This is a genomic window from Mesorhizobium temperatum, assembly GCF_002284575.1.
In the GTDB taxonomy this organism is placed as follows: Bacteria; Pseudomonadota; Alphaproteobacteria; order Rhizobiales; family Rhizobiaceae; genus Mesorhizobium; species Mesorhizobium temperatum.
Genome location: NZ_NPKJ01000070.1, coordinates 12,857 through 39,328, shown reverse-complemented (window position 1 = coordinate 39,328; position 26,472 = coordinate 12,857). Strand labels below are relative to the sequence as shown.

The following is a 26,472-nucleotide window of genomic DNA, read 5'->3' as shown; positions in this document are numbered from 1 at the left end:
CGGTGACATGAGCGTCCAGACCACCGAGTATGCCGCTTCAGAAATCCGCTCGCCGGCGAGCTTTTTCGCGAACCGCGCCTTCATCTATGGCGCGCTGGTGTTCTGGGCCTTCATCTGCCTGTTCCCGATCTACTGGACGATAACCACCTCGTTCAAAACCGCGGTCGACGTCACCCAGGGCCATCTCATCCCGTTCGTCGACTTCCGGCCGGACTGGAAGGGCTGGCGCTCGCTCGGCCTGTCGCCGGACTCGATCTTCCGGACCTCGACGGTGCGCGACGAGTTCATCAAGCGCTTCATGAATTCGGTCATCACCTCGGTCGGCGCGTCAAGCCTCGCCATCGTCATCGGCAGTCTCGCCGCCTATGGCCTCACCCGCTACCGCTATCACTTCGCCTGGTTCAAGAATGAGGACATCTCCTTCTTCTTCCTGTCGCAGCTGATCCTGCCGCCGGTCGTGCTCGCCCTGCCCTTTCTCGTGCTGTACCGGGAAGTCGGCATGCTCGACACGCGCATCGGGCTGATCCTGCTCTACACGCTGATGGTGCTGCCGATCGTCATCTGGATCATGCGCGACCAGTTCAATTCGATCCCGGTCGAACTGGAGGAAGCAGCCCTGGTCGACGGCCTGTCGATCTGGGGCGCCTTCTTCCGCATCGTCATGCCGATCGCGCTGCCGGGCATGGTCGCCGCCTTCATCCTGGCGATGGTGCTGTGCTGGAACGAGTATTTCTTCGCCGCACTGCTGACCTCGACTGACGCCAAGACCATTCCCGTGATGGTGGCGAGCCAGACCGGCTCGCAAGGCATCAACTGGTGGTCGATGGCGGCGCTGGCCACCGCCGCGATCACGCCGCTTGCCGTCATCGGCATCGCGCTGGAGCGTTATCTGATCATGGGCATGACCGCGGGCGCGGTGAAGTAGACCGCCCTGTCCACCTTCTCCCCTTGTGGGAGAAGGTGGATTGGCGCGTAGCGCCAAGACGGTTGAGGGGTGCTGGAAGAAATGAGGCGTAGCGTTCCCTGGAACACTCCTCATCCGACCGAGCGGAGCCTGTCCTCGGGCTTGCCGGAGGCAAGACCCGCGGGCTCGGCCACCTTCGCCCACAAGGGGAGAAGGAAGAACCGCGCTAGGCCGTCAACATCTCCCTCAAATGATCGAGGATCATCGCGACGCCCTTTTGCCCAAGTTCCATCGAGGCCTCAGGGGCGGTCGCCGTGTACCATCCCGTATTGTCGGCGAAGTGGCCGGCGTCCACCGCTTCCGGACACAGCGCCAGCATCAGCGACGTCTCGCCGATGCCGGCATGATCGAAGGGATATTGGCCGTCCGTCACCGTCGGCATCAGCGGATGCACCTGTATCCAGTTGAAGAAATTGCCGCCCTCGGCGTGCTCGGCATAGTAGCCGGCCATCGTCTCGGAGCCCCACCAGCCCTCGCCGCGCTCCTTTTCCAGAAAACGGAAGATCGCCTGGCGGCCGGCGGTCTTGAAGGCGAGATCGGTCGGCATGCCGGCGGCAAAATTCTCGGTCTGGTGGTGGATGATGGCATGGATGTTGCGAAAACCGATGCGCAATAGGCTGTAGAACAGTTCCTCCGCGAACGGCGCCAGCGCCCTGCCGCCGACCTGAACCGAGCCATTGCCCTCCGGCGGCGCCACCGCGTAGCTCGCCGCGCCATAGTAGAAGGCTGGCAGAATGACGATGTCGGCTTCCTTTTCGAACAGCTCCAGCATCTTGACCACCGCCAGCGTATCCATGCCGACGGCCATGTGCTCACCGTGGTATTCGAGCACGCCGAGCGGGAGCACGACCGGCCAGTTCTCGGCGATCGCCTTGCGGATCTGGTACGGCAGCATCAGCTCGTAACGCATGCCCATTACTCCATGTTGGTGTGACGGTCGGCGTCGATACGGCTTTCGCCGATCCGAGCCAGCACAGTGCCAAGCTCGTCGAGCGCAATTCTGAACAGATCTGTGCCGGCATTGGTCACGATGGTTCGACCAATTTCCCGGAACCCGAAACTTGCCTGAATGTTTGGGCCATTTTTTCCCCGAACAGCTTGTTTTTGCTCATGCTATCACCGTGAAAGTTCGTGTCCAACGGCTCGGAGTGCTTTTGCAGCGCCCCAGGCGTGATAGTGTCGTGGCAATTGCGTAGGTGAGGAAACGGCAGGACATGAAGACACGGCATTTCGACCGCATCGGCAATGGCGGCATCAGTTTCTCGGAACTCGGCTTCGGCACGGCGCCGCTCGGAAACCTCTATCGCGCCGTCTCCGATGAAGATGCCAACGCCACTCTGGAGACCGCCTGGCGAGTCGGCTGCCGCTACTACGACACCGCGCCGCTCTACGGGCTTGGCCTGTCGGAAACGCGGCTGAATCCGTTCCTGCGCTCGAAAAAGCGCGACGACTACGTGCTGTCGAGCAAGGTCGGCCGCATCATGCGCGCGTGCCCGCCGGACCAACGCACCGGCATCGGCAAGTTCTTCGACACGCCGTCGCGCCGCGAGGTCTACGACTACAGCTATGACGGCGTCATGCGCTCCTTCGAAGCCTCGCTCGAGCGCCTCGGCGTCGACCGCATCGACATCCTTTTCGTGCATGACGTCGACATCTTCACGCACGGCAGCAAGGAGGCCTCGGACCAGCGCATCGAGGAGTTCATGCGCTCGGGCTATTACGGGCTGCTGTCCCTGCGTGATCAGGGCGTCATCAAGGCGTTCGGCGGCGGCATCAACGAATGGCAGGTTGCCCAGACACTTGCCGAGCGTGGCGACTTCGATCTTTTCCTGCTTGCCGGGCGCTATACGCTGCTGGAGCAGGAGGCGCTGCAATCCTTCCTGCCGCTATGCCAGAAGCGCGGCATCGGCATCGTTCTCGGCGGGCCGTATAATTCCGGCATTTTGGCAACCGGACCGAAGCCCGGCGCCTATTACAATTATTCCGAGGCGCCGCAGGACATCCTCGACCGCGTCGCGCGCATCGAGGCCATCTGCAAACGCCACGGCGTGCGCCTGATCGAGGCGGCACTGCAATTTCCGCTGCTGCACCCTTCGGTGGTGTCGGTGATCCCCGGCGGACAGCGGCCGAGCGAGGTCGAAAGCAACCGGTCGCTGCTCGACGCGAAGCTGCCACCAGCACTCTGGGCCGATCTCAAGAAGGAAGAGCTGATGCGCGCCGATGCGCCGACGGCGTAAAGCCGCCTGCTGCTGGCCGACAGGCGCAAAAGAAAAGCCGGGCATGCCCGGCTTTTCTGATCTCTGAAAAGGGTAAGAAGGCCGCTTAGTTGACTGCGTCCTTGAGGCCCTTGCCGGCCGAAAACTTCGGCACGGTGCGCGCCGGAATCTGCACTTCCGCGCCGGTCTGAGGATTGCGGCCGGTCGAGGCAGCGCGTTTCGACACGGTGAAATTTCCGAAGCCGACAAGCCGGACATCGCCGCCCCTCTTCAGTTCGCCGGTGATGACGGAGAACACCGCATCAACCGCCGACTGCGCGTCACCCTTCGAAATACTCGCGGCATCGGCGACAGCGGACACCAGTTCGTTCTTGTTCATAAAAATTCCCTTCCATGAGAAACCGGAACGTACGACTCATCCGGCAGGAAACGGACTTTAGAAAGAAGCGCTTCCGCAACCAAGTCGAAAAGCGTCAAAAGAGTCGAAAAAACCGCGGAATTCCGGGGTTTTTCACATGAAAAAGCCGGGCGCTCGGCCCGGCTCTCTCTTGTGCATTGCAACTTTAGAAGGTGCTAATGAGCTAGCGACTTGCCGGCGTCGTCTCCGGCATCCACCGCAGCCGGCGCATTGACCGGTTCAACCCAATCGATCGGCTCCGGCATACGCACCAGCGCATGGCGCAAGACTTCACCGACCCGCCCGACCGGAACGATCTCCATACCGTTCTTCACGTTGTCCGGAATCTCCGCCAGATCCTTGGCATTGTCTTCCGGGATCAGCACCTTCTTGATGCCGCCGCGCAGCGCTGCAAGCAGCTTCTCCTTGAGCCCGCCGATCGGCAGCACCCTGCCGCGCAGCGTGATCTCGCCGGTCATCGCCACATCCGCCCTGACCGGGATGCCGGTCAGCACCGAGACGATCGCCGTCGCCATCGCCACACCCGCAGACGGTCCGTCCTTGGGCGTTGCGCCCTCGGGCACGTGGACGTGGATGTCGCGCTTGTCGAACAGCGGCGGCTCGACGCCGAAATCGATAGCCCGCGAGCGGACGTAGGAGGCCGCAGCCGAGATCGATTCCTTCATCACGTCGCGCAGATTGCCGGTCACCGTCATGCGGCCCTTGCCGGGCATCATGACGCCTTCGATCGTCAGCAGCTCGCCGCCGACTTCCGTCCAGGCGAGCCCGGTGACGACGCCGACCTGATCGTCGGCCTCGACCTGACCGAAGCGGAAGCGCGGAACACCGAGGTAATCGGCGAGATTGTCCGCCGTGATGTCGACCGTCTTCTTCTTCGTCTTCAGGATCTCGGTCACCGCCTTGCGGCCGAGCTTCATCAGCTCGCGCTCCAGGCTCCTGACGCCCGCTTCACGGGTGTAGGTCTGGATGATGCCGCGGATCGCGTCCTCGCCGACGGAGAACTCCTTCGGCTGCAGCGCATGATCGCGGATCACCTTGGGCATCAGGTGGCGCTTGGCGATCTCGATCTTCTCGTCCTCGGTATAGCCGGCGATACGGATGATCTCCATGCGGTCCATCAAGGGCGCAGGGATGTTCAGTGTGTTCGCCGTCGTCACGAACATCACGCTCGACAGGTCGTATTCGACCTCGAGGTAGTGGTCCATGAACGTCGAGTTCTGCTCGGGATCGAGCACCTCAAGCAAGGCCGACGACGGGTCGCCGCGGAAATCCTGGCCCATCTTGTCGATCTCGTCGAGCAGGAAGAGCGGGTTGGACTTCTTCGCCTTCTTCATCGACTGGATGACCTTGCCGGGCATCGAGCCGATATAGGTGCGCCGGTGACCGCGGATCTCGGCCTCGTCGCGCACGCCGCCCAGCGCCATGCGGATGAACTCGCGGCCGGTCGCCTTGGCGATCGACTTGCCGAGCGAGGTCTTGCCGACGCCGGGAGGTCCAACGAGGCACAGGATCGGCCCCTTCAGCTTCTTCTGGCGGCTCTGGACGGCGAGATATTCGACGATGCGGTCCTTGACCTTGTCGAGGCCGAAATGGTCGGTGTCGAGCACGTTCTGCGCGAAGGCCAAATCCTGCTTGACCTTGGAGTTCTTGCCCCACGGTATCGACAGGATCCAGTCGAGATAATTGCGCACGACGGTCGATTCAGCCGACATCGGCGACATTGTCCGCAGCTTCTTCAGCTCGGCTTCGGCCTTTTCGCGGGCCTCCTTGGAGAGCTTGGTCTTCTTGATGCGCGCCTCGATCTCGGCGGCCTCGTCGCGGCCGTCCTCGCCCTCGCCGAGCTCCTTCTGGATCGCCTTCATCTGCTCGTTGAGGTAGTATTCGCGCTGCGTCTTCTCCATCTGGCGCTTGACGCGCGAACGGATGCGCTTCTCGACCTGCAGGACGGAGATCTCGGCTTCCATGAAGCCCATCGCCTTTTCCAGCCGCTCCTTGACCGAAAGCGTGGCGAGCATCTCCTGCTTCTCGGGGATCTTGATGGCAAGATGCGAGGCAACCGTATCGGCGAGCTTGGAATAGTCGTCGATCTGGCTGGCGGCACCCACCACTTCGGGCGAGATCTTCTTGTTCAGCTTGACATAGTTCTCGAAGTCGGTGACGACGGAACGGGCCAGCGCCTCGACCTCGACCTCTTCCTCATCCGGTTCGACCAGCGCCGCGGCGCGGGCCTCGTGGAAGTCGGGACGGTCGGTGAACGAAACGATTTTCGCGCGCGAGGCGCCTTCGACCAGCACCTTCACGGTGCCGTCCGGCAGCTTCAGCAATTGCAGCACATTGGCGAGCGTGCCGATGTCGAAGATCGCATCGGACTCGGGATCGTCATCGGCGGCATTCATCTGGGTCGCAAGCAGGATCTGCTTTTCCTGACCCATCACCTCCTCCAGCGCCTTGATCGACTTTTCACGCCCGACAAAGAGCGGAACGATCATGTGCGGGAACACCACGATGTCGCGCAGTGGGAGGACTGCGAAGACGCCGTCGCTGGGAGCCTTGGATATTTTGGCCATTGTCCAACCTTTCATGTCGCGACCGCCAATCGGCCAACCGCGAATCTCATATTAACGACCGAGGATCGTTCCGCCTACCACCGTTTGTGACGGGAGTTTTACAGCACAGAATTCGGCACCCCGGCCTTCCTCAGTTAGTTGGAGGCACGGGGGGCAAAGATCAAGGGTCAACACGAAACCGTTCATCCAATCTGTCACAATCCGTTCATCCAATCTGTCACAATCCGTTCATCATAAGTCGGCCCGTCCGCAAAACAAAACGGCGCCTCGCGGCGCCGTTTGAAGAATTTCCACTGCAGAGGCTCACGTCAGGCGCTGACGTTGCCCTTCTTTTCCTTCTGCTCGGAATAGATGTAGAGCGGCCTGGCGTTGCCGGACACCACCTCTTCCGAAATAACCACTTCGCGCACGCCTTCCAGCGCCGGCAGTTCGAACATCGTGTCGAGCAGGATCGCTTCCATGATCGAGCGCAGGCCGCGCGCGCCGGTCTTGCGCTCGATGGCGCGCTTGGCGATCGCCGACAGCGCATTCTCATGGAAGGTCAGGTCGACATTCTCCATCTCGAACAGCCGCTGATACTGCTTGACCAGCGCGTTCTTCGGCTCGGTCAGGATCTGGATCAGCGCCGGCTCGTCGAGGTCCTCCAGCGTCGCCAGGACCGGCAGACGGCCGACGAACTCGGGAATGAGGCCGAACTTCAGCAGATCCTCGGGCTCGACCAGGCGGAAAACATCGCCGGTGCGGCGATCCTCGGGCGAAGCGACGGTGGCGCCGAAGCCGATCGAGGTCTTGCGGCCGCGATCCGAGATGATCTTGTCGAGGCCGGCGAAGGCGCCGCCGCAGATGAACAGGATGTTGGCGGTGTCGACCTGCAGGAATTCCTGCTGCGGATGCTTCCTGCCGCCCTGCGGCGGCACGGAGGCGACCGTGCCTTCCATGATCTTCAACAGCGCCTGCTGCACGCCTTCGCCCGACACGTCGCGGGTGATCGAAGGATTGTCCGACTTGCGCGAGATCTTGTCGATTTCGTCGATGTAGACGATGCCGCGCTGGGCGCGCTCGACATTGTAGTCGGCCGACTGCAACAGCTTCAGGATGATGTTCTCGACATCCTCGCCGACATAGCCGGCTTCGGTCAGCGTGGTGGCGTCAGCCATGGTGAACGGCACATCGATGATGCGGGCCAGCGTCTGCGCAAGCAGCGTCTTGCCGCAACCGGTCGGGCCGATCAGCAAAATGTTGGACTTCGCCAGCTCGACGTCGTTGTTCTTGCCGGCATGCGCGAGGCGCTTGTAATGGTTGTGGACGGCCACCGACAGCACGCGCTTGGCGTAGGGCTGGCCGATGACATAGTCGTCGAGAACCTTGAGGATCTCCTGCGGGGTCGGCACGCCCTCGCGTGACTTCACCATCGAGGTCTTGTTCTCCTCGCGGATGATGTCCATGCAGAGCTCGACGCATTCGTCGCAGATGAACACCGTCGGGCCGGCGATCAGCTTGCGGACTTCGTGCTGGCTTTTGCCGCAAAACGAGCAATAAAGCGTGTTCTTGGAATCACCGCCGCTGTTGCCGACCTTGCTCATTTTCATGTCCTTTCATAGCCGCCCGCCGATGGTCTGGTTGAAAGGGCGCATAACTCAATCTATCGCGGGAAATCGCCGCCGCCAGTATTCCGGCTCCCGCAACGCATTCCATACGAAACACATATCAGAAAACGTCGCAATGATTCGCACCAACCCCGCACAAAGCTAAGCCGTCGAAAATCAACATAGGCTTAACGTAGGCAATTGCTCCCGTCGAGGGAACAGCCAATTGTGGCCGAAATGCCGCAAGCGGCATCAAAAGCGTGTTTTCCCACTATCCAACTGCCACCGGGCTTATGTGGCAATACCTTCGATCGGCTCACGCGACGAAATGACCTTGTCGATGAGGCCGAAATCCTTGGCCTCGTCGGCGGTCATGAAGTGGTCACGGTCGAGCGTCCTTTCAATCTCGTCGTAGCTCTTGCCGGTGTGCTTGACGTAGACCTCGTTGAGGCGGCGCTTCAGCTTGATGATGTCCTGGGCGTGACGCTCGATGTCGGAAGCCTGGCCCTGAAAACCACCGGAAGGCTGGTGGACCATGATGCGGGCGTTCGGCGTGGCGAAGCGCATGCCCTTCTCGCCTGCGGTGAGAAGCAGCGAGCCCATCGAGGCCGCCTGGCCGATGCACAGCGTCGCCACCGCCGGTTTGATGAACTGCATAGTGTCGTAGATCGCCATGCCCGAGGTGACGACGCCGCCGGGCGAATTGATGTAGAGGTTGATTTCCTTCTTCGGATTTTCTGCTTCGAGGAACAGGAGCTGCGCGCAGACCAGCGTCGCCATGCCGTCCTCGACCGGACCGGTGATGAAAATGATGCGCTCTTTCAGGAGCCGCGAGAAAATGTCGTAGGCCCGCTCGCCGCGATTGGTCTGTTCGACCACCATCGGAACGAGGTTCATGTAGGTTTCGACGGGGTTCTTCATGGACTATCCCTTATTGAAGATGGGATTCCGGCGCCGGGAGATTAGCAAGTCGGGCAGAATCGGTTCTGGATCGTTGTCCTGTAAATAGGATGTCGGCTCACCCTAGCGCAAGGCCGCCCCTCCTAGCCATCCGGTTAAGTCGAATCAAGGTTTCTGCACAGAATTCGCCCGAGGCTATTTCGGCAGCCATCTGCTGCTGTTGAAGCAGCACGGCTGCGTAGCACTTTCTTAACCGCGTCGCTTAACGAAATATCTCGAAATTGCTTTCCGGCGATGCGGCTTCCCCTACAATTCAACGTTGAACTTGCGCTGAAGGTTCAAACAGGGGAGTGCCGTGATCAGGAAAACTGCTTCCTCGGCCATCGCCAGCCTTGCCGTCCTCGGCTTGGTGTCCGAAACGGCTGCCGGCGGAGGCGCCGTCGAATGCTACGAGCAGGTCAACAGGCCGGCCGTCTACGAAACAGTCTACGAAAACGTGCTCGTCAGCCCGGCCGGTCAGCAGGTGGAGTATGTTCCGGCAATCTATGGGACGCGCGAGCGGGTGGTGCAGATCGCGCCCCAGCGTGTCAGTTACGAGATCGTGCCTGCCATCACCCGCACCATCTACCGCACGGTGAAGGTCAATGACGGCGGCTATTCCTGGAAATGGCGCGTCATCAATGGCCGCAAGGTGCTGTGCAAGATCAGGCACAAGGCGCGCTATGAACGCGTGGCCGAGACCGTGGTGGTGCAGCCGGAGCGCCGACGGCGCGTCGTCAGTCCCGCCGAGTATGAGAGCTTGGCCGAAGAGGTTTTGGTGCAGCCGGAGCAGCGACGCATCATCGAGGTTCCCGCCTCCTACCAGACAGTGGCGCGACGCGTGGTGGTCAGGGAAGGCTCGTCAGGCTGGCGGCGCGTGCATGTTCCAAGGCACTGCCGGTATTAGGTCAGACCGCCTCGGCCCGCAGCCAAGCCTTCAAGCCGGCGACGTCGCCATTGCCGACAGTCGCCGCGACACGCCGGCCGACCGCTGCGCCGAACTTGTAGCCGTGGCCGGAGCAGGCCGAGACAACAAGGCACTTGCCCTTCTCATGCGCCAGGAATTTTTCATCGGCGGTGAAGGTATAGGCGCAGGTGACGACCTCGGTCACCACATACTCCTCGATGCGGGCGATCGGCGGCGAAAACAGGTTGCGGATCGCCTCGCCCTCGCCCGCCACCGGCTGGCGGTTCCAGTCGGCGTCGCTGGTCGGCACCCGGTGCAGCCCTGAGCCGAATTTCATGCCGGCGCCGCCGGACGGCGGGATCACGTGGCCGTCGACAGCGCCGCCGACATCGAGGATGACCGGGGCTGCCTGCCATGCCGCTTTCAGATCCGCCGGCGGATCGACATAGGCAAGCGCGGTGCGCCAGGTCTTCAGGTCGCCATCCAGTTCCGGAAACAGCTTTAGCACCCAGGCGCCGGCGGTGACGACGATGCGGTCGGCCTGCATCGTCTCGCCGCTTTCAAGCACGATGCGGCCGGCCTCGGCGTCGACTTCCGTCACCTTGCTGTTCTCGTAGACATTGGCGCCGTTGGCCCGCAGCCATTTGGCCAGACCGGCGGCGATCCTGCGGCAATGCAGCGCACCGCCGTCCGGCGAAAAATACGCGTAGCGGAACGAGCCGGGCTCCAGGAACCGCCAGCGTCTAACCGCGGCGTCCGGCTCGAACAGTTCGAATGGGTAGTTCCCGGCTTCCATGCCTTCGCGGTATTCCTCGGCTTCGTCTCCCGGCTCCCGCGAAATGCAGATGAAGCCGCGCCGGTCGAGATGGTTTTCGCCGAGATCGGCCCACATCTCGTCCCAGGCCTCATAGGCCTCGGTGATCAGCCGGCCATAGCCCGCCGCTGCACCATAGGCGCGGCGGATGATGCGGTGATGGTCGCCTGAGGCGGCAAGCGGATTGGGAATCGACCCCTGCTCGACGATCGTGACCCGGTGCCCGGCCTGAGCCAGCGACCAGGTCGTCGAAAGCCCCGCAATGCCTGCACCAATCACGATCACATTCATCAAGTCAGTCTTTCCGCAGCCGCTTCGGCTGGCTCAACGCTTTTTTGTCCCAAAACCGATTCACACTTTTGGGCGACACGCATCAGATTGCCGGGCGCCAACATACGGTCTGGCATCAAGCTGGCAAGCCGCGTTAATTGTCTGGCATGACCAAATTGATGCTGACCTATCTTGCCTTCGATCCAGCCACCCGCCATGTGCGACTGGACCCGCACGAGCCTGCTTTCTTCCAGAACCCCTATGAGGCCTATGCCTTTATGCACGGCGCATCGAACGCCTTCTTTTGGGAAGAGTTCGGCTTCTGGTGCTTTGGCGGCTTCGACGACGTCAACCGGCTGCTGCGCGACCGCCGCTTCGGCCGCCAGAACCCGGCCGGCATCCCGGACAGAAGCGGCATCGGCCAGGACCGCACGCGCCTCAGCGCATTCGACGGCATCGAGACCAATTCGATGCTGGAGCTGGAACCGCCCGTGCACACCCGGCTCAGAACCCTGGTCAACCGCGCCTTCGTCTCACGTCAGATCGAGCGGCTCAGGCCGCGCGTCGAGGCGCTGGCCAACGAGTTGATCGACCGTTTCGAGCCGGACCAGGTCGACCTGCTGCCGGCTTTCGCATCGCCTTTGCCGATCACCATCATTGCCGAAATGCTCGGCGTGCCGGTCGAGATGGGGCCGCAACTGCTCGACTGGTCGCATCAGATGGTCGCCATGTACATGCACGGCCGCACACGCGAAACGGAAGAGATCGCCAATCGCGCGGCGCGAGATTTTTCGGATTTCCTGCGCGGCTATGTTGCCGAGCGGCGCAAAAACCCCGGCGACGATCTATTGTCGCTGCTGATCTCGGCGCAGGAGGACAAACAAAAACTCTCGGAGGATGAACTGGTGTCCTCGGCTATTCTACTGCTCAATGCCGGCCACGAGGCGACCGTCCACCAGACCGGCAATGCGGTACGCTCGATCCTTGCGCAAGGCGGCGACCCGCGCCGCTTCTTCATGTCCGCGGAAACGACCGCAGCGACCGTCGAGGAATGCCTGCGCTTCGATGCGCCGCTGCACATGTTCACACGCTACGCCTATGAGGAGATTGAGGCCGGGCCAGGCGTGATCGTGCGGCCGGGCGAGACGATCGGCCTGCTGCTCGGCATGGCCAACCACGACCCGGCGGCGTTTGCCGAGCCCCTCGCCTTTCGGCCGGATCGTGCGGACCAGAAGAACGTCTCGTTCGGCGCCGGCATTCATTTCTGCATCGGCGCGCCGCTCGCCCGGCTCGAATTGCAGGTGTCGCTGAAAACCTTGTTCGAGCGCCTACCCCAACTCCATCTGGCCGGACAGCCGCGCGTCCGCGATACCTATCATTTCCACGGGCTGGAAACGCTCGCCGTGCACACCGGACGGTGATCAAAGCCTGATCACATACTCCTTGCGAGTCGTTTCAAGCACTTCCCAGCTGCCCTTAAACCCGGGCCTGAGCACGAAACCGTCGCCGGCCCTGACGGTGCGCGCCTCGCCGCCTTCTTCGGCGATTACCGAGATGCCCGACAGGATATGGCAGAACTCCCACTCGTCATACTCGATGCGCCATTTGCCCGGTGTCGCCTCCCAGATGCCGGCATAGAGCCCGCCGTCCTGCTCCTCGACATTCCAGGTGCGGAATTTTGGATCGCCTGAAATCAGGCGATCCGGCGCCGGCGCACCACGTTCCGGTTCGACGCTTTCAATATCGACGGAGAGAAATTTCGGCGCAGTCATGGAAACTCCTTCCAGCGGGGATCAAACCTTGGCGAGGGCCTGTTCCAGATCGGCGACGATGTCGTTGACATCCTCGATGCCGACCGAGAGCCTGACCGTATCTGGCCCAGCGCCGGCGGCGACCTTCTGCTCGTCCGACAGTTGCCGATGCGTTGTCGATGCCGGGTGAATGACCAGCGACTTGGTGTCGCCGACATTGGCGAGGTGCGAGAACAGTTCGAGCGCCTCGACGAATTTGATGCCCGCCGCATAGCCGCCCTTCAGGCCGAAGGTGAACACAGCACCGGCGCCAAGCGGCGAATATTTTTTCTGCAGCGCGTTGTTGCTGTCGCTGGGCAGGCCGGGATAGGACACCCAGGCGATCTTCGGGTGGTTGGACAGCCAGCCGGCGACAGTGACCGCATTGTCGCAATGGCGCTGCATCCTGAGCGGCAGGGTTTCCAGCCCGGTCAGGATCAGGAATGCGTTGAAGGGCGAGATCGCCGGGCCCATGTCGCGCAGGCCAAGCACGCGCGCGGCAATGGCGAAAGCGAAATTGCCGAAGGTCTCGTGCAGGACGAGGCCGCCATATTCGGGGCGCGGCTCCGACAGCATCGGATATCTGCCGGATTTCGACCAGTCGAAGGTGCCGCCGTCGACAATGGCGCCGCCGATCGAATTGCCGTGGCCGCCGATGAACTTGGTCAGCGAATGCACGACGATGTCGGCGCCATGTTCGATCGGCCGCACCAGATAGGGCGAGGCCAGCGTGTTGTCGACGATCAGCGGCAGGCTGTGTTTACGGGCGATGTCGCCGATCTTCTCGATGTCGACGAAGACGCCGCCCGGATTGGCCAGGCTTTCGATGAAGATCGCCTTGGTCTTTTCGTCGATCTGGCTTTCGAAGGTCGAGATGTCATTGGTGTCGGCCCAGCGCACCTGCCAGCCGAAATTCTTGAAGGCGTGGCCGAACTGGTTGATCGAGCCGCCGTAAAGCCTTGTCGCGGCAACGAAATTGTCGCCGGGCTGCATCAGATTGTGGAAGACGAGCACCTGCGCGGCGTGGCCCGACGCCACGGCCAGCCCTGCCGTGCCGCCTTCGAGCGCCGCGATACGCTCTTCCAGCACCGCCTGCGTCGGGTTCATGATCCGGGTGTAGATGTTGCCGAAGGCTTTTAGCCCGAACAGCGAGGCGGCATGGTCGGCATCATCGAAGACAAAGGAGGTCGTCTGGTAGATCGGCGTGGCACGCGCGCCGGTCGCCGGATCGGGCTTGGCACCCGCATGGACGGCGAGCGTGTTGAAACCGGGCGTGCGGGTCATCGAATACCTCCCTTTTGAACCGTCTGAAAAACGCCGGGCATTCTTGGCCAAGCCCGGTCGCGAATGCAAAGAAGAAAATGCCCTTCGATGCACGTTCTGTGATCGAGGCGCGAGAAAATGCTCCGGTTACCGGAATAACTTTCCGTCTACTTCTGGCGAACGCCGAAGCTCTGGAATCCCGGCCGCATCAGCGGCTTTTTCGACGACAACACGCCTGAGTTGACGCCGGTCCAGCCGATTTCGCCCGACAGCTTGCCATATTCGATCTTGGGGCAGCGGTTCATCACGACCTTGATGCCGGCGGCCTCGGCGCGCGCGGCCGCCTCGTCATGGCGCACGCCAAGCTGCATCCAGATGACTTTCGGCAACGGATCGAGCCGCAAGACCTCGTCGACGACGCCCGGCACTGCCGCGGAGCCGCGAAACACGTCGACCATGTCGATCGGCTCGGGAACATCGGCGAGCCTGGCATAGGTCATCCGGCCAAGGATTTCCTTGCCGGCCTGGCCGGGGTTGATCGGGAACACCGAAAACCCCTTGCCCAGCAGGTATTTCAACACGAAGTAGCTCGGCCGCACATCATTGGCGGACGCACCGACCATGGCGATGGTTTTCACCGAATTGAGGATGCCGGCGATATAGGTATTGTCGTAGGCGTCGTGGTTCATGCCTCGTCCTCATACAGAGCTTCGGCGAGAAAACCATCCGGGTCGTTGCAGAAACTGCGCATCATGCGAAAATGATCGATATCATGGAAATCGGTCGGGTCGAGCCCGAACCGGCTGATGCGGAACAGCCGCGCGCCGGGACAGGCCATCAGCAGCGGCGAATGCGTCGCCATGATCACTTGCGCCGTGCCTGATAGATCCATCCGCCGCAGCATCTTGAGAAGCTCGATCTGGCGCGTCGGCGACAAGGCGCTTTCGGGCTCGTCGAGGATGTAGATACCTTGCCGGCGGCAGCGCTCCTCGAAGAAGCGGATGAAACCCTCGCCATGCGACCAGGACAGGAAGTCGGGCGGCGCCGCATGGGCGTCGATGGCGGCCTGATCGAGATAGCGGGCAACGGAGTAAAAAGATTCGGCGCGGAAGAACCAGCCGGCGGTGACCTTCGGCAGCCAATGGCCGCGCAGCGTTTCCGCCAGTGCCGCGCCGCTCTTGTCGATGGCGCGGGAGTGGTCGATGGGCATGTAGCCCTTACCGCCGCCGGCCTCATCGTATCCGGCCAGCGCGCCGATCGCCTCGAGCAGCGTCGATTTGCCGGTGCCGTTCTCACCGACGATGATGGTGATCGGCGTGGTGAATTCGAGCTCGAAATTATGGCCGCGGAAGATCGGCAGATTCCAGGGGTATTTTTCCCAATCTTCGACCCGCGCCGGCTCTATCAGGATGCGCTTGAGATAGGGAGCCTTAAGTCGCGTCAGTTGCTTGCGATATGCCATCTGGCAGTGGGATCAGCCCGGCAGCGAGATGCTGCCGTCTTCCGCGATCGGAAAAGCCGGATTGTGCGCCACTTCCCAGACATGCCCTTCCGTGTCGGCGAAATAACCGTACCAGCCGCCCCAGAAGGCGCGGCCGGCCGGCTTGACGATACGACCGCCGGCCTTCTCGGCCATCGCAAGCACGTGATCGACTTCCGTGTCGGAGCGGGTATTGTAGGCGAGGTAAATCGCCGACGGCGCCGTGCCGAAGGTGATGCCTGAATCCGCTTCGGCGCTTTCGCGCGGAAACAGCCCGAGAATGACGCCGCCCATCTGGAAGAAGGCGACGCCGTCGGTGATCCCGGCATGGCGGGTCAGACCCATCGCCTCGTAGAAGCGTGTGGCGCGATCGAGATCGTCGACGGCGATGGTGATGATGGAGATGCGGGGTTCCATGTCTATTCGTCCGTCCATTCCGGCTTGCGCTTGCCGATGAAGGCGCCGATGCCCTCTTCCGCGTCGCGCGCCAGCATATTGTCGACCATGACGCGGCCAGTGTAGGCATAGGCCTCGGCCAGCCCCATCTCGGCCTGCGCGTAGAAGGCTTCCTTGCCGGTCTTCACGACCAATGCCGATTTTGCAGCAATGGTTTGCGCGTATTTGGTGACAATCTGATTCAGATATTCGCGCGGCACCACGCGATTGACCAGGCCGAATTCCTTGGCCGTCGCCGCATCGATGGTCTCGCCGGTCAAAAGCATCTCCATCGCGTGCTTGCGCGAGACGTTGCGCGACAGCGCCACCATCGGCGTCGAGCAGAACAGCCCGATATTGACGCCGGGCGTGCAGAAGGTCGCCTCATGCGAGGCGATCGCCAGATCGCAGCTCGCGACCAGTTGCGCCCCAGCCGCCGTCGCCAGACCATCGACCTCGGCGATCACCGGCTTGGGATGGCGCACGATCGCCTGCATCAGTGCCGCGCAAGCGGAAAACGTCTCCTCGAAGAATGCCTTGCCGCGATCGGCGTCGGCGCGGCGCGCCGTCATTTCCTTGAGGTCGTGTCCGGCGCAAAACATCTTTCCGGCCGCCGCCAGGATGATGACGCGGACGGATCTGTCTGATTTGGCGCGGTCGAGCTCCGCCATCAGCGCCGCCATAACCGCCAGCGACAGCGCATTGGCCGGCGGATTGGTGAGCGTGAGGCGGAGCACGCCCTTGTCCAGCCTCGCGACAACAGGACCTTCGGCAACAGCCGGCTTGATGGCGACGATTTCAGCCATGTCTCCAACCCCTTCATCGGCCAGCGGGCATCGGATTCGCGGGCCATGGAACAAAAGAACTAGCACGCTGCCGATTGAAGAACAGCCTTGAGACGTGTTTTCTCGGCAGCGCGGCCTCAGCCAAGCGCCCTCGCCTTGAGACCGCCGGCCCTACGGCGCCGTATATAGGAAACCGCCTATGCCCGGCCAAAACAATCTCAAGCCGGTGCTGACTGCCGCGCAAGTCAATGCGCTGATGGAGACCGTCTATCCGCAGCTCAACGACCAGTTCACCTTCTACGAGGCGATCGACGTGTTTCCGGGCGGCTGCACGGTGCGCCTGAATGCCGACGAGCGGCATTTGCGCCCCGGCGGAACCGTGTCAGGCCCGTCACTGTTCACGCTGGCCGACATTGGCGGCTATGTCTGCGTGCTTTCGCATGCCGGGCCGGATGCGCTTTCGGTGACCACCAATCTCAACATCAATTTTGTCCGCAAAGCCGAGGCCGGATCGATCGACGGCCATTGCCGGATCCTGAAGCTGGGCAAGAACCTGATGGTGTTCGAAATCGACATCGTCGCCGGACCGGGCGGACACACGGTAGCGCACGCCACGGGAACCTATTCGATGCCGCCGAAGCGGTTTGATGATGAGGTAAAATAATACCTTTCACTCAAACCTTTGTTTTTACTGTATTTTTCCTACCCTGTTGGTTTTCACCAGCCTTGACGCGATAACCGCCCTCACCTATAAGCCCTCACAGAACAGCGGCCCGCAAAGGCCGCCGTTTTGTTATTGGCGGCGGGCGAGCGCTCTGCGTCAATCCAAGCAACAAGAAACGCCTTCCCTTGTCGATCGTGAATGGGGGAAGGTCCGAACCGAAAGCAACAATCCATGGCAACCTTTTCGCAGAAGCCTGCGGATGTGGTGAAGAAGTGGGTGCTGATCGACGCCGAGGGTCTCGTCGTCGGCCGTCTCGCCACTGTCATCGCCAATCATCTTCGCGGCAAGCACAAGCCCACTTTCACCCCGCATGTCGACGACGGCGACAACGTCATCGTCATCAATGCCGACAAGGTGGTGTTCACCGGCAAGAAATTCACCGACAAGGTCTATTACTGGCACACCGGCCACCCCGGCGGCATCAAGGAGCGCACCGCGCGCCAGCTGCTCGAGGGCCGTTTCCCCGAGCGTGTCGTTGAGAAGGCCGTCGAACGCATGATCCCGCGTGGTCCGCTCGGCCGTCGCCAGATGAAGAATCTCCGCGTCTATGCAGGCACGGAACATCCGCATGTCGCCCAGCAGCCCGTCACGCTCGACGTGGCCAAGCTGAACGCCAAGAACAAGAAGGTTTCGTAAAATGGCTGAGCTTTCCTCGCTCGCAGAACTCGGAACTGCCACCGGCAACACCAACACGCAGCCGGCTGCACCCGTCCATGTCCAGAAGCTCGACAAGTCGGGCCGCGCCTATGCCACCGGCAAGCGCAAGAACGCCATCGCGCGTGTCTGGGTGAAGCCCGGCTCCGGCAAGATCGTCGTCAACGACAAGGTGTTCGCCGAATATTTCGCACGCCCGGTCCTGCAGATGATCCTCAACCAGCCGATCATCGCTGCCAACCGCGCCGGCCAGTACGACATCGTCGCCACGGTCATCGGCGGCGGCCTTTCCGGCCAGGCCGGTGCGGTGCGCCACGGCATCTCCAAGGCGCTGACCTATTACGAGCCGGCGCTGCGCGGCGTGCTCAAGAAGGGCGGCTTCCTGACCCGCGACAGCCGCGTCGTTGAGCGCAAGAAGTACGGCAAGGCGAAGGCCCGCCGCAGCTTCCAGTTCTCGAAGCGCTAAGCACTGCGCAGCTTCAGAAATTCGAAAAGGCCGCCTCCGGGCGGCCTTTTCTTTTGGTGATTACCAACCTGGCCCAAATTCAAGACCGATCGGCCGGTACTTTGATGAAGTCGATAAACGCCCGCAACGGCGCCGGCACGAGACGCCGGCCGGGATAATAGAGGAACGGCCCGGGGAAGCTCTGCCACCAAGGTTCGAGGACGGGTTCGAGCACACCGCTCTCAAAGTAAGGGCGAAGCCAATCCTCGAACAGGCTGACAATGCCGGTACTGGCGATGGCTGCATCGACGGCGAGATCGGCCGCTCCGCCCAGGGTCACGAGAAGCGGCCCCGTCGGATCGACCCGCACCACCTCGCCGGCACGCTCGAATTCCCATGGCGGCATCGCCCCGCTGGCGAAGCGGCCGCGCAGGCAGGCGTGGCCGAGCAGGTCGCGCGGGTGTTGCGGCCGGCCATGGCGATCAAGGTAGGCAGGGCTGGCGGCGGTGGCAAAGCGCTGAAGGCGCGGTCCGATCGGCACCGCGATCATGTCCTGTTCCAGCCGCTCGTCGTAACGGATCCCGGCATCGCAGCCTGCCGCCAGTACGTCGACAAAGCTCTCCTCGGCGATCACCTCCAGCCGGATGCCGGGATAGGCAGCGAGAAACCCCGGGACGATGCTGGGCAGCACCAGTCGCGCCGCGCTGACCGGCACGTTAAGGCGCAACGTACCTGCCGGCCTGTCGCGGAAGCCATTCACAACGTCGAGGGCCGATTCCACCTCGGTCAAGGCTGGGCCGAGCCGGGCCAGCAAGCTCGCGCCCGCTTCGGTCAAGACGACGCTGCGGGTCGTCCTGTTGAGCAGCCTGACACCGAGCTGCGTCTCGAGGCGGCGCACCGCCTCGCTCAAGCCCGACGCACTGCCGCCGCTCGCGCGGGCGCCATCGCGAAAACCCTTGGCTCGCGCTACGGCCACGAAGGCGTTCAGGTCTCCGAGATCGATCTTCATTGTTCGATATTCCGTACAGCCCGTGCGGAATGTACCCAATTATCGTGAGATCTGACAGCGCCTATCTCAGTGTCATCTTGAACGGAGATAGACCATGTCCAGCATTGACCTTTCCGGCACGTTCACTCTCGGCGACCGCACCGTGAAGCGGCTCGGCTACGGCGCCATGCAGCTCGCAGGACCCGGTGTCTTTGGTCCGCCCAAAGATCACGATGCAGCCTTGGCCGTGCTGCGCGAAGCTGTTGCGCGCGGGGTCAATCACATAGACACCAGCGATTTCTACGGGCCGCACGTCACCAATCTGCTGATCCGCGAGGCGCTCGCGCCCTATCCGGACGACCTCGTCATTGTCACCAAGATCGGCGCCCGGCGCGGCGAAGACGGATCATGGCTGCCGGCCTTCTCGGCCGACGAGCTAACCCAAGCAGTGCACGACAATCTGCGCAATCTCGGGCTCGACGTGCTGGACGTGGTCAATCTCAGGATTATGTTCGACGCGCATGGCCCTGCCGAAGGGTCGATCGAGGCGCCGCTCACTGTGCTGGCCGGGCTGCAGCGGCAGGGTTTGGTGCGCCATATCGGGCTAAGCAATGTCACGTCAGCACAGATCGAAGAGGCGCGACGCATCGCCAAAATCGTCTGCGTGCAGAACCAATACAATCTGGCCCACAGGGGCGACGAGGCCTTGATCGACAAACTCGCCCGCGACGGCATCGCGTACGTGCCGTTCTTTCCGCTCGGCGGCTTCAACCCGCTGCAGTCGTCTACCCTGTCCGGCGTCGCTCAGCGCCTGGGCGCCACGCCGATGCAGGTCGCGCTCGCCTGGCTGCTCGGTCGCGCGCCCAATATCCTGCTCATCCCCGGCACGTCTTCCGTGGCGCATTTGCGGGAGAATCTTGCCGCAGCCGAACTCAACCTGCCGGAGGATGCCGTCAGGGAATTGGACGGCGTGGCGATGGCCGCCTGAGGATTGGCGAAAGCGGCAACGGGCCAATCTCCCCCCGATCAACAGGCTGGCGGGACAGCGCCCCCTCTGCCCTGCCGGGCATCTCCCCCACAAGGGGGAGATCGGCAGCTTCGGCCACCACGTCTAGTTGATGCTCGCGGTGTTCGCCGGCTCCGCCGGCCGCACCTCATCAGAATATGGCACGCGGTAGCCGTTCGCCGCCAGCCAATCGATCGCCGCTTTCGGCTCGTCGGTCTGGATGATTGTGGCGCCCCGCTCGGCCCAGAAGCCGTAGGTCTCGCGCGGCAGGCTGGCGAGCACTGCCAACTCGTCGCCGCGACCGCCGGCAAGGAAGCCGCCCGGCTTGTTGACGATGGCGTAGGTGTTGGCCCAGATGTGCCAGTCGCCCCTAATCGCAGCAGCGCGCATGCGGGGGCTGAACAGCGGACCGCCGGTGTCGGTCAGCGTCTCTGATCCCGCCCGCCAGTTGATCATCTCAACCGCACGCGGCGAAAATATCCCGCTGACTTTCTCGGCGAAGCCGGCGTCGCGAACCGCGTCGTCGGCGATGATCGGCATGAACTGGAACCCACTGCCGATCGCACCCATGGCGGCCTTGACAGTGGTGATCCTGGCCGGGTTCCACAGGTTTTCCTTGACGATCACCTGTTCGGCCATGCCCAGGTCGCGCGCAACGGCGATCATGCCGGCCAGGCTGTCGACATCGAGCTTGTTGTCGATGTTGATCAGGATCCTGTCCTTGGTCGCCATCAGCATCTCGCGCAGCGTCGAAACCGGCCCATCAGTGACGGCGCCGGTGCCTTCGATCACCAGCCTGCAGGTTTTGAGCTCGGCCAACGTGCGCTTGACCACCTCGCCCTTGCAGTTCGTCGTGCGGTCGAGCCAGCTGTCATGCATGACGACGAACTGGCCGTCCTTCGAGCGCCTGACGTCGACCTCGACGATTTCAGCACCAAGCGCGATCGATGCCTCGACGGCGGCGATCGAGTTCTCCGCATAGAGCGTCTTGCGGGCCTGCATGCTGCCGGCGCGGTGTGCCGCCACCATGACATGGTCGCGCCACTGGTTGGCGTGTTCGAAACGGTCTAGAATCTGTCTGGCGCGTGTTTCGCCTGCCGATGCCGAGCCTGTGAACAGCACCAGGGCGGCGGCAAGGAGAAGGTTCAGCCAGGTCGTTCGCATGAGAATCGCTCCGTACCGGATGGAACCCCGGTTAAGCGACGCACGTGACAGCCCAGTGAACGAAGCCGGCTTCCTAACGCCGGAAAGTCAGGTCAATGCCGGCTGAAACGACCGTTTTTCAATCCCGAACCGACGGCAATCAGCTTACCGACATCGACGCCGCCGTAGCGGTCGATGTAGCCGACCTGGCGTACCCAAATCTGCTCCGTTCCCCGGCCGACACCGTCCCATGACGGGACGGAAATCTACTATCGGTTGTATTCATGCTTACCTATGCAATTTCCGGGTTTGCCATGCGGGCTCACCTGGCAAGCAAGAATTTGTGACCGAGCTCGAATCGCCATGGCCTCGGAAGGGGTCGCATTTCTGAGAATTATATCCAATAAGGTTGCGCCTCGACGCACAGGAGATCGCTTCATGCCGAACAGCAACATCGACCACGCCTTCACCGCCCGGGCCAGGACGGGCGCCTCCTTCGAGCCGACTTATGCCGGCGCGCTGTCGTTCATGCGACGCAAATACACGAAGGACGTGAAGGGCGCGGACGCGGTGGTGTGGGGCATCCCCTTCGACGCCGCCGTCACCAACCGGCCGGGCGCGCGCTTCGGGCCGCAGGCGATTCGCCGCGCCTCGACCATCCTCGACAACGATCCGCAATATCCGTTCTCGCGCGATCTGTTTGAACATCTCGCCGTGGTCGACTATGGCGATTGCCTGCTCGACAGTGGCAATCACCAGAAGACGCCTGGGACGATCGAGCGCGAGGCGGCAAAGATCCTGAAATCCGGCGCCTTCCTGCTATCGCTCGGCGGCGACCATTTCGTCACCTGGCCGCTGCTCAAGGCGCATGCCGCCATCCACGGCCCGCTGGCTCTGGTGCAATTCGACGCCCACCAGGACACCTGGCCGGACGACGGCAAGCGCATCGATCACGGCTCCTTCGTCGGCCGTGCGGTCAAGGAGGGCATTATCGACCCCGACCGTTCGATCCAGATCGGCATCCGCACCCATGCGCCCGACACCTTCGGGATCAAGATCCTGTACGGCCACGAAGTCGAGGAAATGCGCGCGTCCGATATCGCCTATGCCATCGTCGACCGCACCGGCGGCAAGAAGGCCTATGTCACCTTCGATATCGATTGCCTCGACCCGGCCTTCGCGCCCGGCACCGGCACACCTGTCGCCGGTGGGCCGTCCTCGGCAAAGATCCTGTCGGTGCTGCGCCAGATCAATCAGGTCGATATCGTCGGCGCCGATGTCGTGGAGGTTGCGCCGGCCTATGATCACGCCGATATAACGGCAATTGCCGGGTCGACGGTGGCCATGCATTATCTCGGGCTCCTGGCGGAACGAAAGGCCCGGCTCGAAGAGCTGAACAGCGGCAATAACGTCGTTGCCGCATTGAATCAGGCAAGCGGCATATAACTATCAGGACTCAAAGGCAGGCAATGAAACCGAAAATCTTCATCGACGGCGAGCACGGCACCACCGGTATCCAGATCAGGGCGCTGCTTGCCGAGCGCGGCGACCTGGAGATCATCTCCATTCCGACCGAGCGCCGCAAGGAACCGGCAGCTAGAGCCGAGTTCCTCAACGCCGCTGATGTCGCGATCCTCTGCCTGCCGGACGCAGCCGCGAAGGAAAGCGTCTCGCTGATCACCAACGACACCACCAAGGTCATCGACGCCTCGACCGCGCATCGCGTGGCTGACGGCTGGGAATATGGTTTCGCCGAAATGGACAAGGATCAGGCGAAGACAATCGCGAGGGCGAAGCGCGTCGCCAATCCGGGCTGCTGGCCGCAAGGTCCGATCGCGACGCTCAGGCCGCTGGTGGCGGCCGGGCTGTTGCCGCCGGATTTTCCAGTTACCGTCAACGGCATTTCGGGCTATTCGGGCGGCGGCCGGCCGATGATCGAGGACTATGTCGCCAAGGGCGAGGACGCCTCGGAATTCCTGCCCTACGGGCTGACCCTGCAGCACAAGCATGTGCCGGAGCTCAGGGCCTATGCGAAGCTGTCGCATGATCCGATCATGCAGCCTGCGGTCGGCAATTTCGCGCAAGGCATGATTACCGTGGTGCCGCTGCAGCTCGGCGGCCTCGACTACGTGCCGACCGGCGCCGAGCTCCATGCGGCGATTGCCGACCATTTCGCCACCATCGACGGCGGCGTGGTCGAGGTGGCGCCCTATGAGCATCTGGAGCGCATGCCGGAGATCAATCCGGAAATATACAACGGCACCAACCGGATGAAGCTCTATGTCTTCGCCAACGACGACAGGGCCCAGGCGCTGCTGCTTGCCGTCTACGACAATCTCGGCAAGGGCGCCTCGGGTGCTGCTGTACAGAACATGGATCTGATGCTCGGCCTCAAGCACTGAATGGACGCTCCTGCATTTCCAGAACGCTGGAAGGTCGGTGCGCCAGAACTGATTGCCGAAACCTTCAGCAGCCGCGTCTGGAAGGTTGTTCGCGCGGACGGTTCACCGGCGATCGTCAAGGCCCTTAAAGCTTTCGACGATGTCGAAGACGAGTTGCGCGGCGAGCATTTTCTCGCCTGGCGGCGCGGCGAAGGCGCGGTGCGGCTGCTCGGCCGCGACGGCCACTGCATGCTGCTCGAATATGCCGGCGAAACCTTGCTGTCACAGGTACTCGCGAAGCAGGGAGACAACGCCGCCACAGCAATCGCGGCCGAAATGATGGCAAGACTGTTCTCGCCATCTGACCACCCTGCCCCACCGGATCTGCAGCCGCTGCGGGTACGGTTCTCCAGCCTGTTCAAGAAGGCGAAGATCGATCGCGACGCCGACGAAAAGAGCCTCTACGTCGAAGCGGCTGCGACCGCGGACCGGCTGTTGGCCGATCCTGTCGACGTGCTGCCACTGCATGGCGACCTGCATCACGACAACATCATGCTGGGACCGCGCGGCTGGCTGGCTATCGACCCGAAGGGCGTTCTCGGCGATCCCGGCTTCGATGCGGCGAACATGTTCTACAACCCGCTCGAGCGCGACGATCTTTGCCGTGATCCCCGGCGGATTGCCCACATGGCCGAGATCTTCGCCAAGACGCTCGGCCAAACGCCACCAGCCATCCTGGATCATGCCGTCGCCTATGGCTGCTTGTCGGCGTCATGGCATCATGAGGACGCCAACGCGATCGAGGAAAGCCGCGAATTGTCCATTGCCACGGCGATCAGGACGGTGCGGCTCAGCCTCTGACGGCGATCTGGTTGGGCAGCGGATAAGCGCCCTTGGTGCCGCGCCAATGCGCTGCAGCAAACCCTAGCAGGACAAGCGCGAATGCCTGATGCGTCAGCGCCATGTGCAGCGGCACGTGCATCAGCAGCGTGCCGATGCCGATCAAGGCCTGCGCCAGCACCAGCAGAAACAACAACGACGCGCGGTGCGCATGCGTCGTGCCTGACTGACGGCGGTGCGTCGCGATCATGTGCCAAAGTGCTGCGACGAAGATCGCGTAGGCGCCGAGCCGGTGGACGAACTGAACCGTCTTCGGGCTCTCGAAGAAGTTGCGCCATGCCGGCTCGAGGATCAACAGATCGCCGGGGATAAGCTTGCCGTCCATCAGCGGCCAGGTGTTGTAGCTCAGGCCGGCATCGAGGCCGGCGACCAGCCCGCCGAGATAGATCTGGATCAGCGCCAGCAACACGACAAAGCCGGCCAGACGCTGCGTCGAACGGTCGGCGGCGGGCGCGGAATGAGGGGCCAATCCACGCGCGACCACCATGGTCGCGGTGAAGATCAGCGCGGCCAGCGTCAGATGCGTCGCCAGCCGGTACTGGCTGACGGAAACCCGGTCGACCAGCCCCGACGCCACCATCCACCAGCCGATCGCGCCCTGCAGGCCGCCGAGAACGAGGATGCCTGATAGTTTCGGTCCAAGACCACGTTCTATGCGGCGCGTCGCCCAGAAAAACACCAGCGGCACGGCAAAAACCACGCCGACACCGCGCGCCAGGATGCGGTGCAGCCATTCCCACCAGAAGATCGACTTGAAGGCTTCGATGCTCATGCCGTTGTTGAGCTCGGCATATTGCGGGATCTGCTGGTAGCGCTGGAATTCCTCCTGCCATTCGGCGTCGTTGAGCGGCGGGATGATGCCGTGGATCGGCTTCCATTCGGTGATCGACAAGCCGGACTCGGTGAGCCTGGTGGCGCCGCCGACCAGCACCAGTGCGAACAGCACCAGAAGCACGACGTAGAGCCAGCCGCGCACCAGCGCCCGGTTGCGCAGGTCGCGGTCGCGGGCCACGAAAGGCGCGGCAGTTGATATGGCAGCCATAGGCTTGTCCCGGCAGGTTGCAGTCGCGGATTGGTGAACCATCGCAACCCCACTGGCAAGACCGGACAGCGCGGCACGCCGTCGCGCCGCTTCTTGCGGGTTGCGTGTCTCTTTGGTTGGGCATAAGCGGTAGGGGTCAACGGATCACGAAATGCCCATTCGCCTGAAGAAGCTGATCGGAACCTTCCTGCTGGTGGCGCTGGTCATCGTCTATGCGCTGGTCGCATCGATCGTGGCGGTTGCCCAACTGGCGGAATCGGGACCGTGGGCGCATTTCCTGTTCTTCCTGCTCAGCGGCATGCTCTGGGTGCTGCCGGCTATGGGCATCATCAAATGGCTGATCCTGGAGCCCCCGCGGCCGAAGAACTGAGGCTCGCCGCCGCCGCTAGTGGTGAAAGCCTGACGCTTGCTACCCGACGCGTAGGGCAGCTCAGCGTGGTTTTCTGCCTTCCGTGTCGCCGATCGGAACGCGCAGGCAGCGCCACTTTCCGACCTCAGCACCTCTAAGCGCGAACGTCTGGTGTGATGCCCGATGCGCGCGTTCGTAGGGCATCTCGCTGTTACATCGCGGTGACAAAAGCACCGCCACGGTGGCGTCAACCGGTTACCAAGGGCAGCAAATATCTCCGGCCTTCTGGGAGTGGCGTGTCAGCGTCCCCAGAGGCTGCGTGGGCGTGTCGCCGGTTGGCTGTTAGCGCGGCGACTGGATCGCTCCACGCCTCGCAAGCGGGATAGCGAAATCTCGTGAAGGCAAG

General features: G+C 62.5%; 27 protein-coding genes. 12 read left to right on the top strand and 15 right to left on the bottom strand.

All coding sequences use genetic code 11. The annotated features are described in order from the left end of the window. The first annotated feature begins 7 nt into the window (after positions 1–7). Positions 8–925 (top strand): carbohydrate ABC transporter permease, encoded by a 918-nt coding sequence (locus tag CIT26_RS29675; RefSeq protein WP_095495868.1) that lies wholly within the window; start codon positions 8–10, stop codon positions 923–925. 205 nt (positions 926–1,130) lie between these two features. Here CIT26_RS29675 and CIT26_RS29670 read toward each other — a convergent pair whose 3' ends face one another. Continuing rightward, positions 1,131–1,874: a creatininase family protein gene (locus tag CIT26_RS29670; protein WP_095495876.1), complete on the bottom strand. Its 744-nt coding sequence runs from the start codon at positions 1,872–1,874 to the stop codon at positions 1,131–1,133. A 304-nt stretch (positions 1,875–2,178) separates the two neighbouring features. Between CIT26_RS29670 and CIT26_RS29665 the strand changes: the two genes are divergently transcribed. Continuing rightward, the gene (locus CIT26_RS29665) at positions 2,179–3,201 is read left to right on the top strand and encodes an aldo/keto reductase (RefSeq protein WP_095495867.1); all 1,023 of its coding nucleotides are present in this window, start codon (positions 2,179–2,181) and stop codon (positions 3,199–3,201) included. 85 nt (positions 3,202–3,286) lie between these two features. On the opposite strand, the gene CIT26_RS29660 is transcribed toward CIT26_RS29665, so the two are convergent. The 4 genes from CIT26_RS29660 to clpP all read right to left on the bottom strand — a co-directional run bounded on the left by CIT26_RS29660 (position 3,287) and on the right by clpP (position 8,672). Then, positions 3,287–3,559 carry an HU family DNA-binding protein gene (locus CIT26_RS29660; protein WP_095495866.1) on the bottom strand — a complete coding sequence of 91 codons (273 nt, stop codon included), beginning with the start codon at positions 3,557–3,559 and terminating at the stop codon, positions 3,287–3,289. A 194-nt stretch (positions 3,560–3,753) separates the two neighbouring features. Next, entirely contained in the window at positions 3,754–6,165 is a 2,412-nt protein-coding gene (gene lon / locus CIT26_RS29655; protein WP_095495865.1) for an endopeptidase La, read from the bottom strand. Positions 6,166–6,473: 308 nt separating this feature from the next. Beyond that, complete coding sequence (gene clpX, locus CIT26_RS29650; RefSeq protein ID WP_027155315.1) at positions 6,474–7,748, bottom strand: ATP-dependent Clp protease ATP-binding subunit ClpX; 1,275 nt, start codon at positions 7,746–7,748, stop codon at positions 6,474–6,476. A gap of 294 nt (positions 7,749–8,042) precedes the next feature. Beyond that, complete coding sequence (clpP, locus tag CIT26_RS29645) at positions 8,043–8,672, bottom strand: ATP-dependent Clp endopeptidase proteolytic subunit ClpP (protein ID WP_095495864.1); 630 nt, start codon at positions 8,670–8,672, stop codon at positions 8,043–8,045. 334 nt (positions 8,673–9,006) lie between these two features. On the opposite strand from clpP, the gene CIT26_RS29640 reads away from it, so the two are divergent. Further along, entirely contained in the window at positions 9,007–9,597 is a 591-nt protein-coding gene (locus CIT26_RS29640) for a hypothetical protein (protein ID WP_095495863.1), read from the top strand. Between the two features lies 1 nt (position 9,598). Here CIT26_RS29640 and CIT26_RS29635 read toward each other — a convergent pair whose 3' ends face one another. After that, positions 9,599–10,702 carry an NAD(P)/FAD-dependent oxidoreductase gene (locus tag CIT26_RS29635; RefSeq protein ID WP_095495862.1) on the bottom strand — a complete coding sequence of 368 codons (1,104 nt, stop codon included), beginning with the start codon at positions 10,700–10,702 and terminating at the stop codon, positions 9,599–9,601. A gap of 146 nt (positions 10,703–10,848) precedes the next feature. Here CIT26_RS29635 and CIT26_RS29630 point away from each other — a divergent pair, with 146 nt between their 5' ends. Beyond that, entirely contained in the window at positions 10,849–12,102 is a 1,254-nt protein-coding gene (locus CIT26_RS29630) for a cytochrome P450 (RefSeq protein ID WP_095495861.1), read from the top strand. On the opposite strand, the gene CIT26_RS29625 is transcribed toward CIT26_RS29630, so the two are convergent. The 6 genes from CIT26_RS29625 to CIT26_RS29600 form a co-directional block, all read right to left on the bottom strand. Further along, on the bottom strand, positions 12,103–12,453 hold the full coding sequence (locus tag CIT26_RS29625; protein ID WP_095495860.1) for a cupin domain-containing protein: 351 nt from the start codon (positions 12,451–12,453) through the stop codon (positions 12,103–12,105). 21 nt (positions 12,454–12,474) lie between these two features. Beyond that, complete coding sequence (locus tag CIT26_RS29620; RefSeq protein ID WP_095495859.1) at positions 12,475–13,755, bottom strand: O-acetylhomoserine aminocarboxypropyltransferase; 1,281 nt, start codon at positions 13,753–13,755, stop codon at positions 12,475–12,477. Positions 13,756–13,901: 146 nt separating this feature from the next. Continuing rightward, the gene (locus tag CIT26_RS29615) at positions 13,902–14,423 is read right to left on the bottom strand and encodes a CoA-binding protein (protein ID WP_095495858.1); all 522 of its coding nucleotides are present in this window, start codon (positions 14,421–14,423) and stop codon (positions 13,902–13,904) included. Further along, positions 14,420–15,196 carry an AAA family ATPase gene (locus tag CIT26_RS29610; protein WP_095495857.1) on the bottom strand — a complete coding sequence of 259 codons (777 nt, stop codon included), beginning with the start codon at positions 15,194–15,196 and terminating at the stop codon, positions 14,420–14,422. Before CIT26_RS29610 ends, CIT26_RS29615 begins: the two co-directional genes overlap by 4 nt. 12 nt (positions 15,197–15,208) lie before the next feature. Continuing rightward, a complete protein-coding gene (locus tag CIT26_RS29605) occupies positions 15,209–15,631 on the bottom strand; it encodes a VOC family protein (protein WP_095495856.1) in 423 nt (140 codons plus the stop codon). Between the two features lie 2 nt (positions 15,632–15,633). Beyond that, on the bottom strand, positions 15,634–16,455 hold the full coding sequence (locus tag CIT26_RS29600) for an enoyl-CoA hydratase (RefSeq protein WP_095495855.1): 822 nt from the start codon (positions 16,453–16,455) through the stop codon (positions 15,634–15,636). Positions 16,456–16,633: 178 nt separating this feature from the next. Here CIT26_RS29600 and CIT26_RS29595 point away from each other — a divergent pair, with 178 nt between their 5' ends. The 3 genes from CIT26_RS29595 (at position 16,634) to rpsI (ending at position 18,278) form a co-directional block, all read left to right on the top strand. Further along, positions 16,634–17,098 carry a PaaI family thioesterase gene (locus tag CIT26_RS29595; RefSeq protein WP_095495854.1) on the top strand — a complete coding sequence of 155 codons (465 nt, stop codon included), beginning with the start codon at positions 16,634–16,636 and terminating at the stop codon, positions 17,096–17,098. A gap of 231 nt (positions 17,099–17,329) precedes the next feature. Next, the gene (gene rplM, locus CIT26_RS29590) at positions 17,330–17,794 is read left to right on the top strand and encodes a 50S ribosomal protein L13 (RefSeq protein WP_023798353.1); all 465 of its coding nucleotides are present in this window, start codon (positions 17,330–17,332) and stop codon (positions 17,792–17,794) included. Position 17,795: 1 nt separating this feature from the next. Beyond that, positions 17,796–18,278, top strand: a complete 483-nt coding sequence (rpsI, locus tag CIT26_RS29585; RefSeq protein ID WP_027155304.1) for a 30S ribosomal protein S9 — start codon at positions 17,796–17,798, stop codon at positions 18,276–18,278. A gap of 79 nt (positions 18,279–18,357) precedes the next feature. Here the strand turns inward: rpsI and CIT26_RS29580 are convergent, their stop codons facing one another. Further along, the gene (locus CIT26_RS29580; RefSeq protein ID WP_095495853.1) at positions 18,358–19,266 is read right to left on the bottom strand and encodes a LysR family transcriptional regulator; all 909 of its coding nucleotides are present in this window, start codon (positions 19,264–19,266) and stop codon (positions 18,358–18,360) included. A 94-nt stretch (positions 19,267–19,360) separates the two neighbouring features. On the opposite strand from CIT26_RS29580, the gene CIT26_RS29575 reads away from it, so the two are divergent. After that, complete coding sequence (locus CIT26_RS29575; protein WP_095495852.1) at positions 19,361–20,233, top strand: aldo/keto reductase family oxidoreductase; 873 nt, start codon at positions 19,361–19,363, stop codon at positions 20,231–20,233. A 123-nt stretch (positions 20,234–20,356) separates the two neighbouring features. Here CIT26_RS29575 and CIT26_RS29570 read toward each other — a convergent pair whose 3' ends face one another. Next, a complete protein-coding gene (locus tag CIT26_RS29570) occupies positions 20,357–21,415 on the bottom strand; it encodes a glycerophosphodiester phosphodiesterase family protein (protein ID WP_095495851.1) in 1,059 nt (352 codons plus the stop codon). Between the two features lie 417 nt (positions 21,416–21,832). On the opposite strand from CIT26_RS29570, the gene speB reads away from it, so the two are divergent. From speB to CIT26_RS29555, 3 genes are read left to right on the top strand one after another with little or no spacing between them, the layout of a single operon-like run. Continuing rightward, positions 21,833–22,840 (top strand): agmatinase, encoded by a 1,008-nt coding sequence (gene speB, locus CIT26_RS29565; protein WP_095495850.1) that lies wholly within the window; start codon positions 21,833–21,835, stop codon positions 22,838–22,840. Between the two features lie 23 nt (positions 22,841–22,863). Then, a complete protein-coding gene (gene argC, locus CIT26_RS29560) occupies positions 22,864–23,796 on the top strand; it encodes an N-acetyl-gamma-glutamyl-phosphate reductase (RefSeq protein WP_095495849.1) in 933 nt (310 codons plus the stop codon). Further along, positions 23,797–24,636, top strand: a complete 840-nt coding sequence (locus CIT26_RS29555; RefSeq protein ID WP_095495848.1) for an aminoglycoside phosphotransferase family protein — start codon at positions 23,797–23,799, stop codon at positions 24,634–24,636. Here the strand turns inward: CIT26_RS29555 and CIT26_RS29550 are convergent. Continuing rightward, positions 24,626–25,717: a COX15/CtaA family protein gene (locus CIT26_RS29550; protein ID WP_095495847.1), complete on the bottom strand. Its 1,092-nt coding sequence runs from the start codon at positions 25,715–25,717 to the stop codon at positions 24,626–24,628. The genes CIT26_RS29555 and CIT26_RS29550 overlap by 11 nt on opposite strands. A 151-nt stretch (positions 25,718–25,868) precedes the next feature. Between CIT26_RS29550 and CIT26_RS29545 the strand changes: the two genes are divergently transcribed. Continuing rightward, the gene (locus CIT26_RS29545) at positions 25,869–26,087 is read left to right on the top strand and encodes a DUF2842 domain-containing protein (RefSeq protein WP_029353452.1); all 219 of its coding nucleotides are present in this window, start codon (positions 25,869–25,871) and stop codon (positions 26,085–26,087) included. Positions 26,088–26,472: the final 385 nt, after the last annotated feature.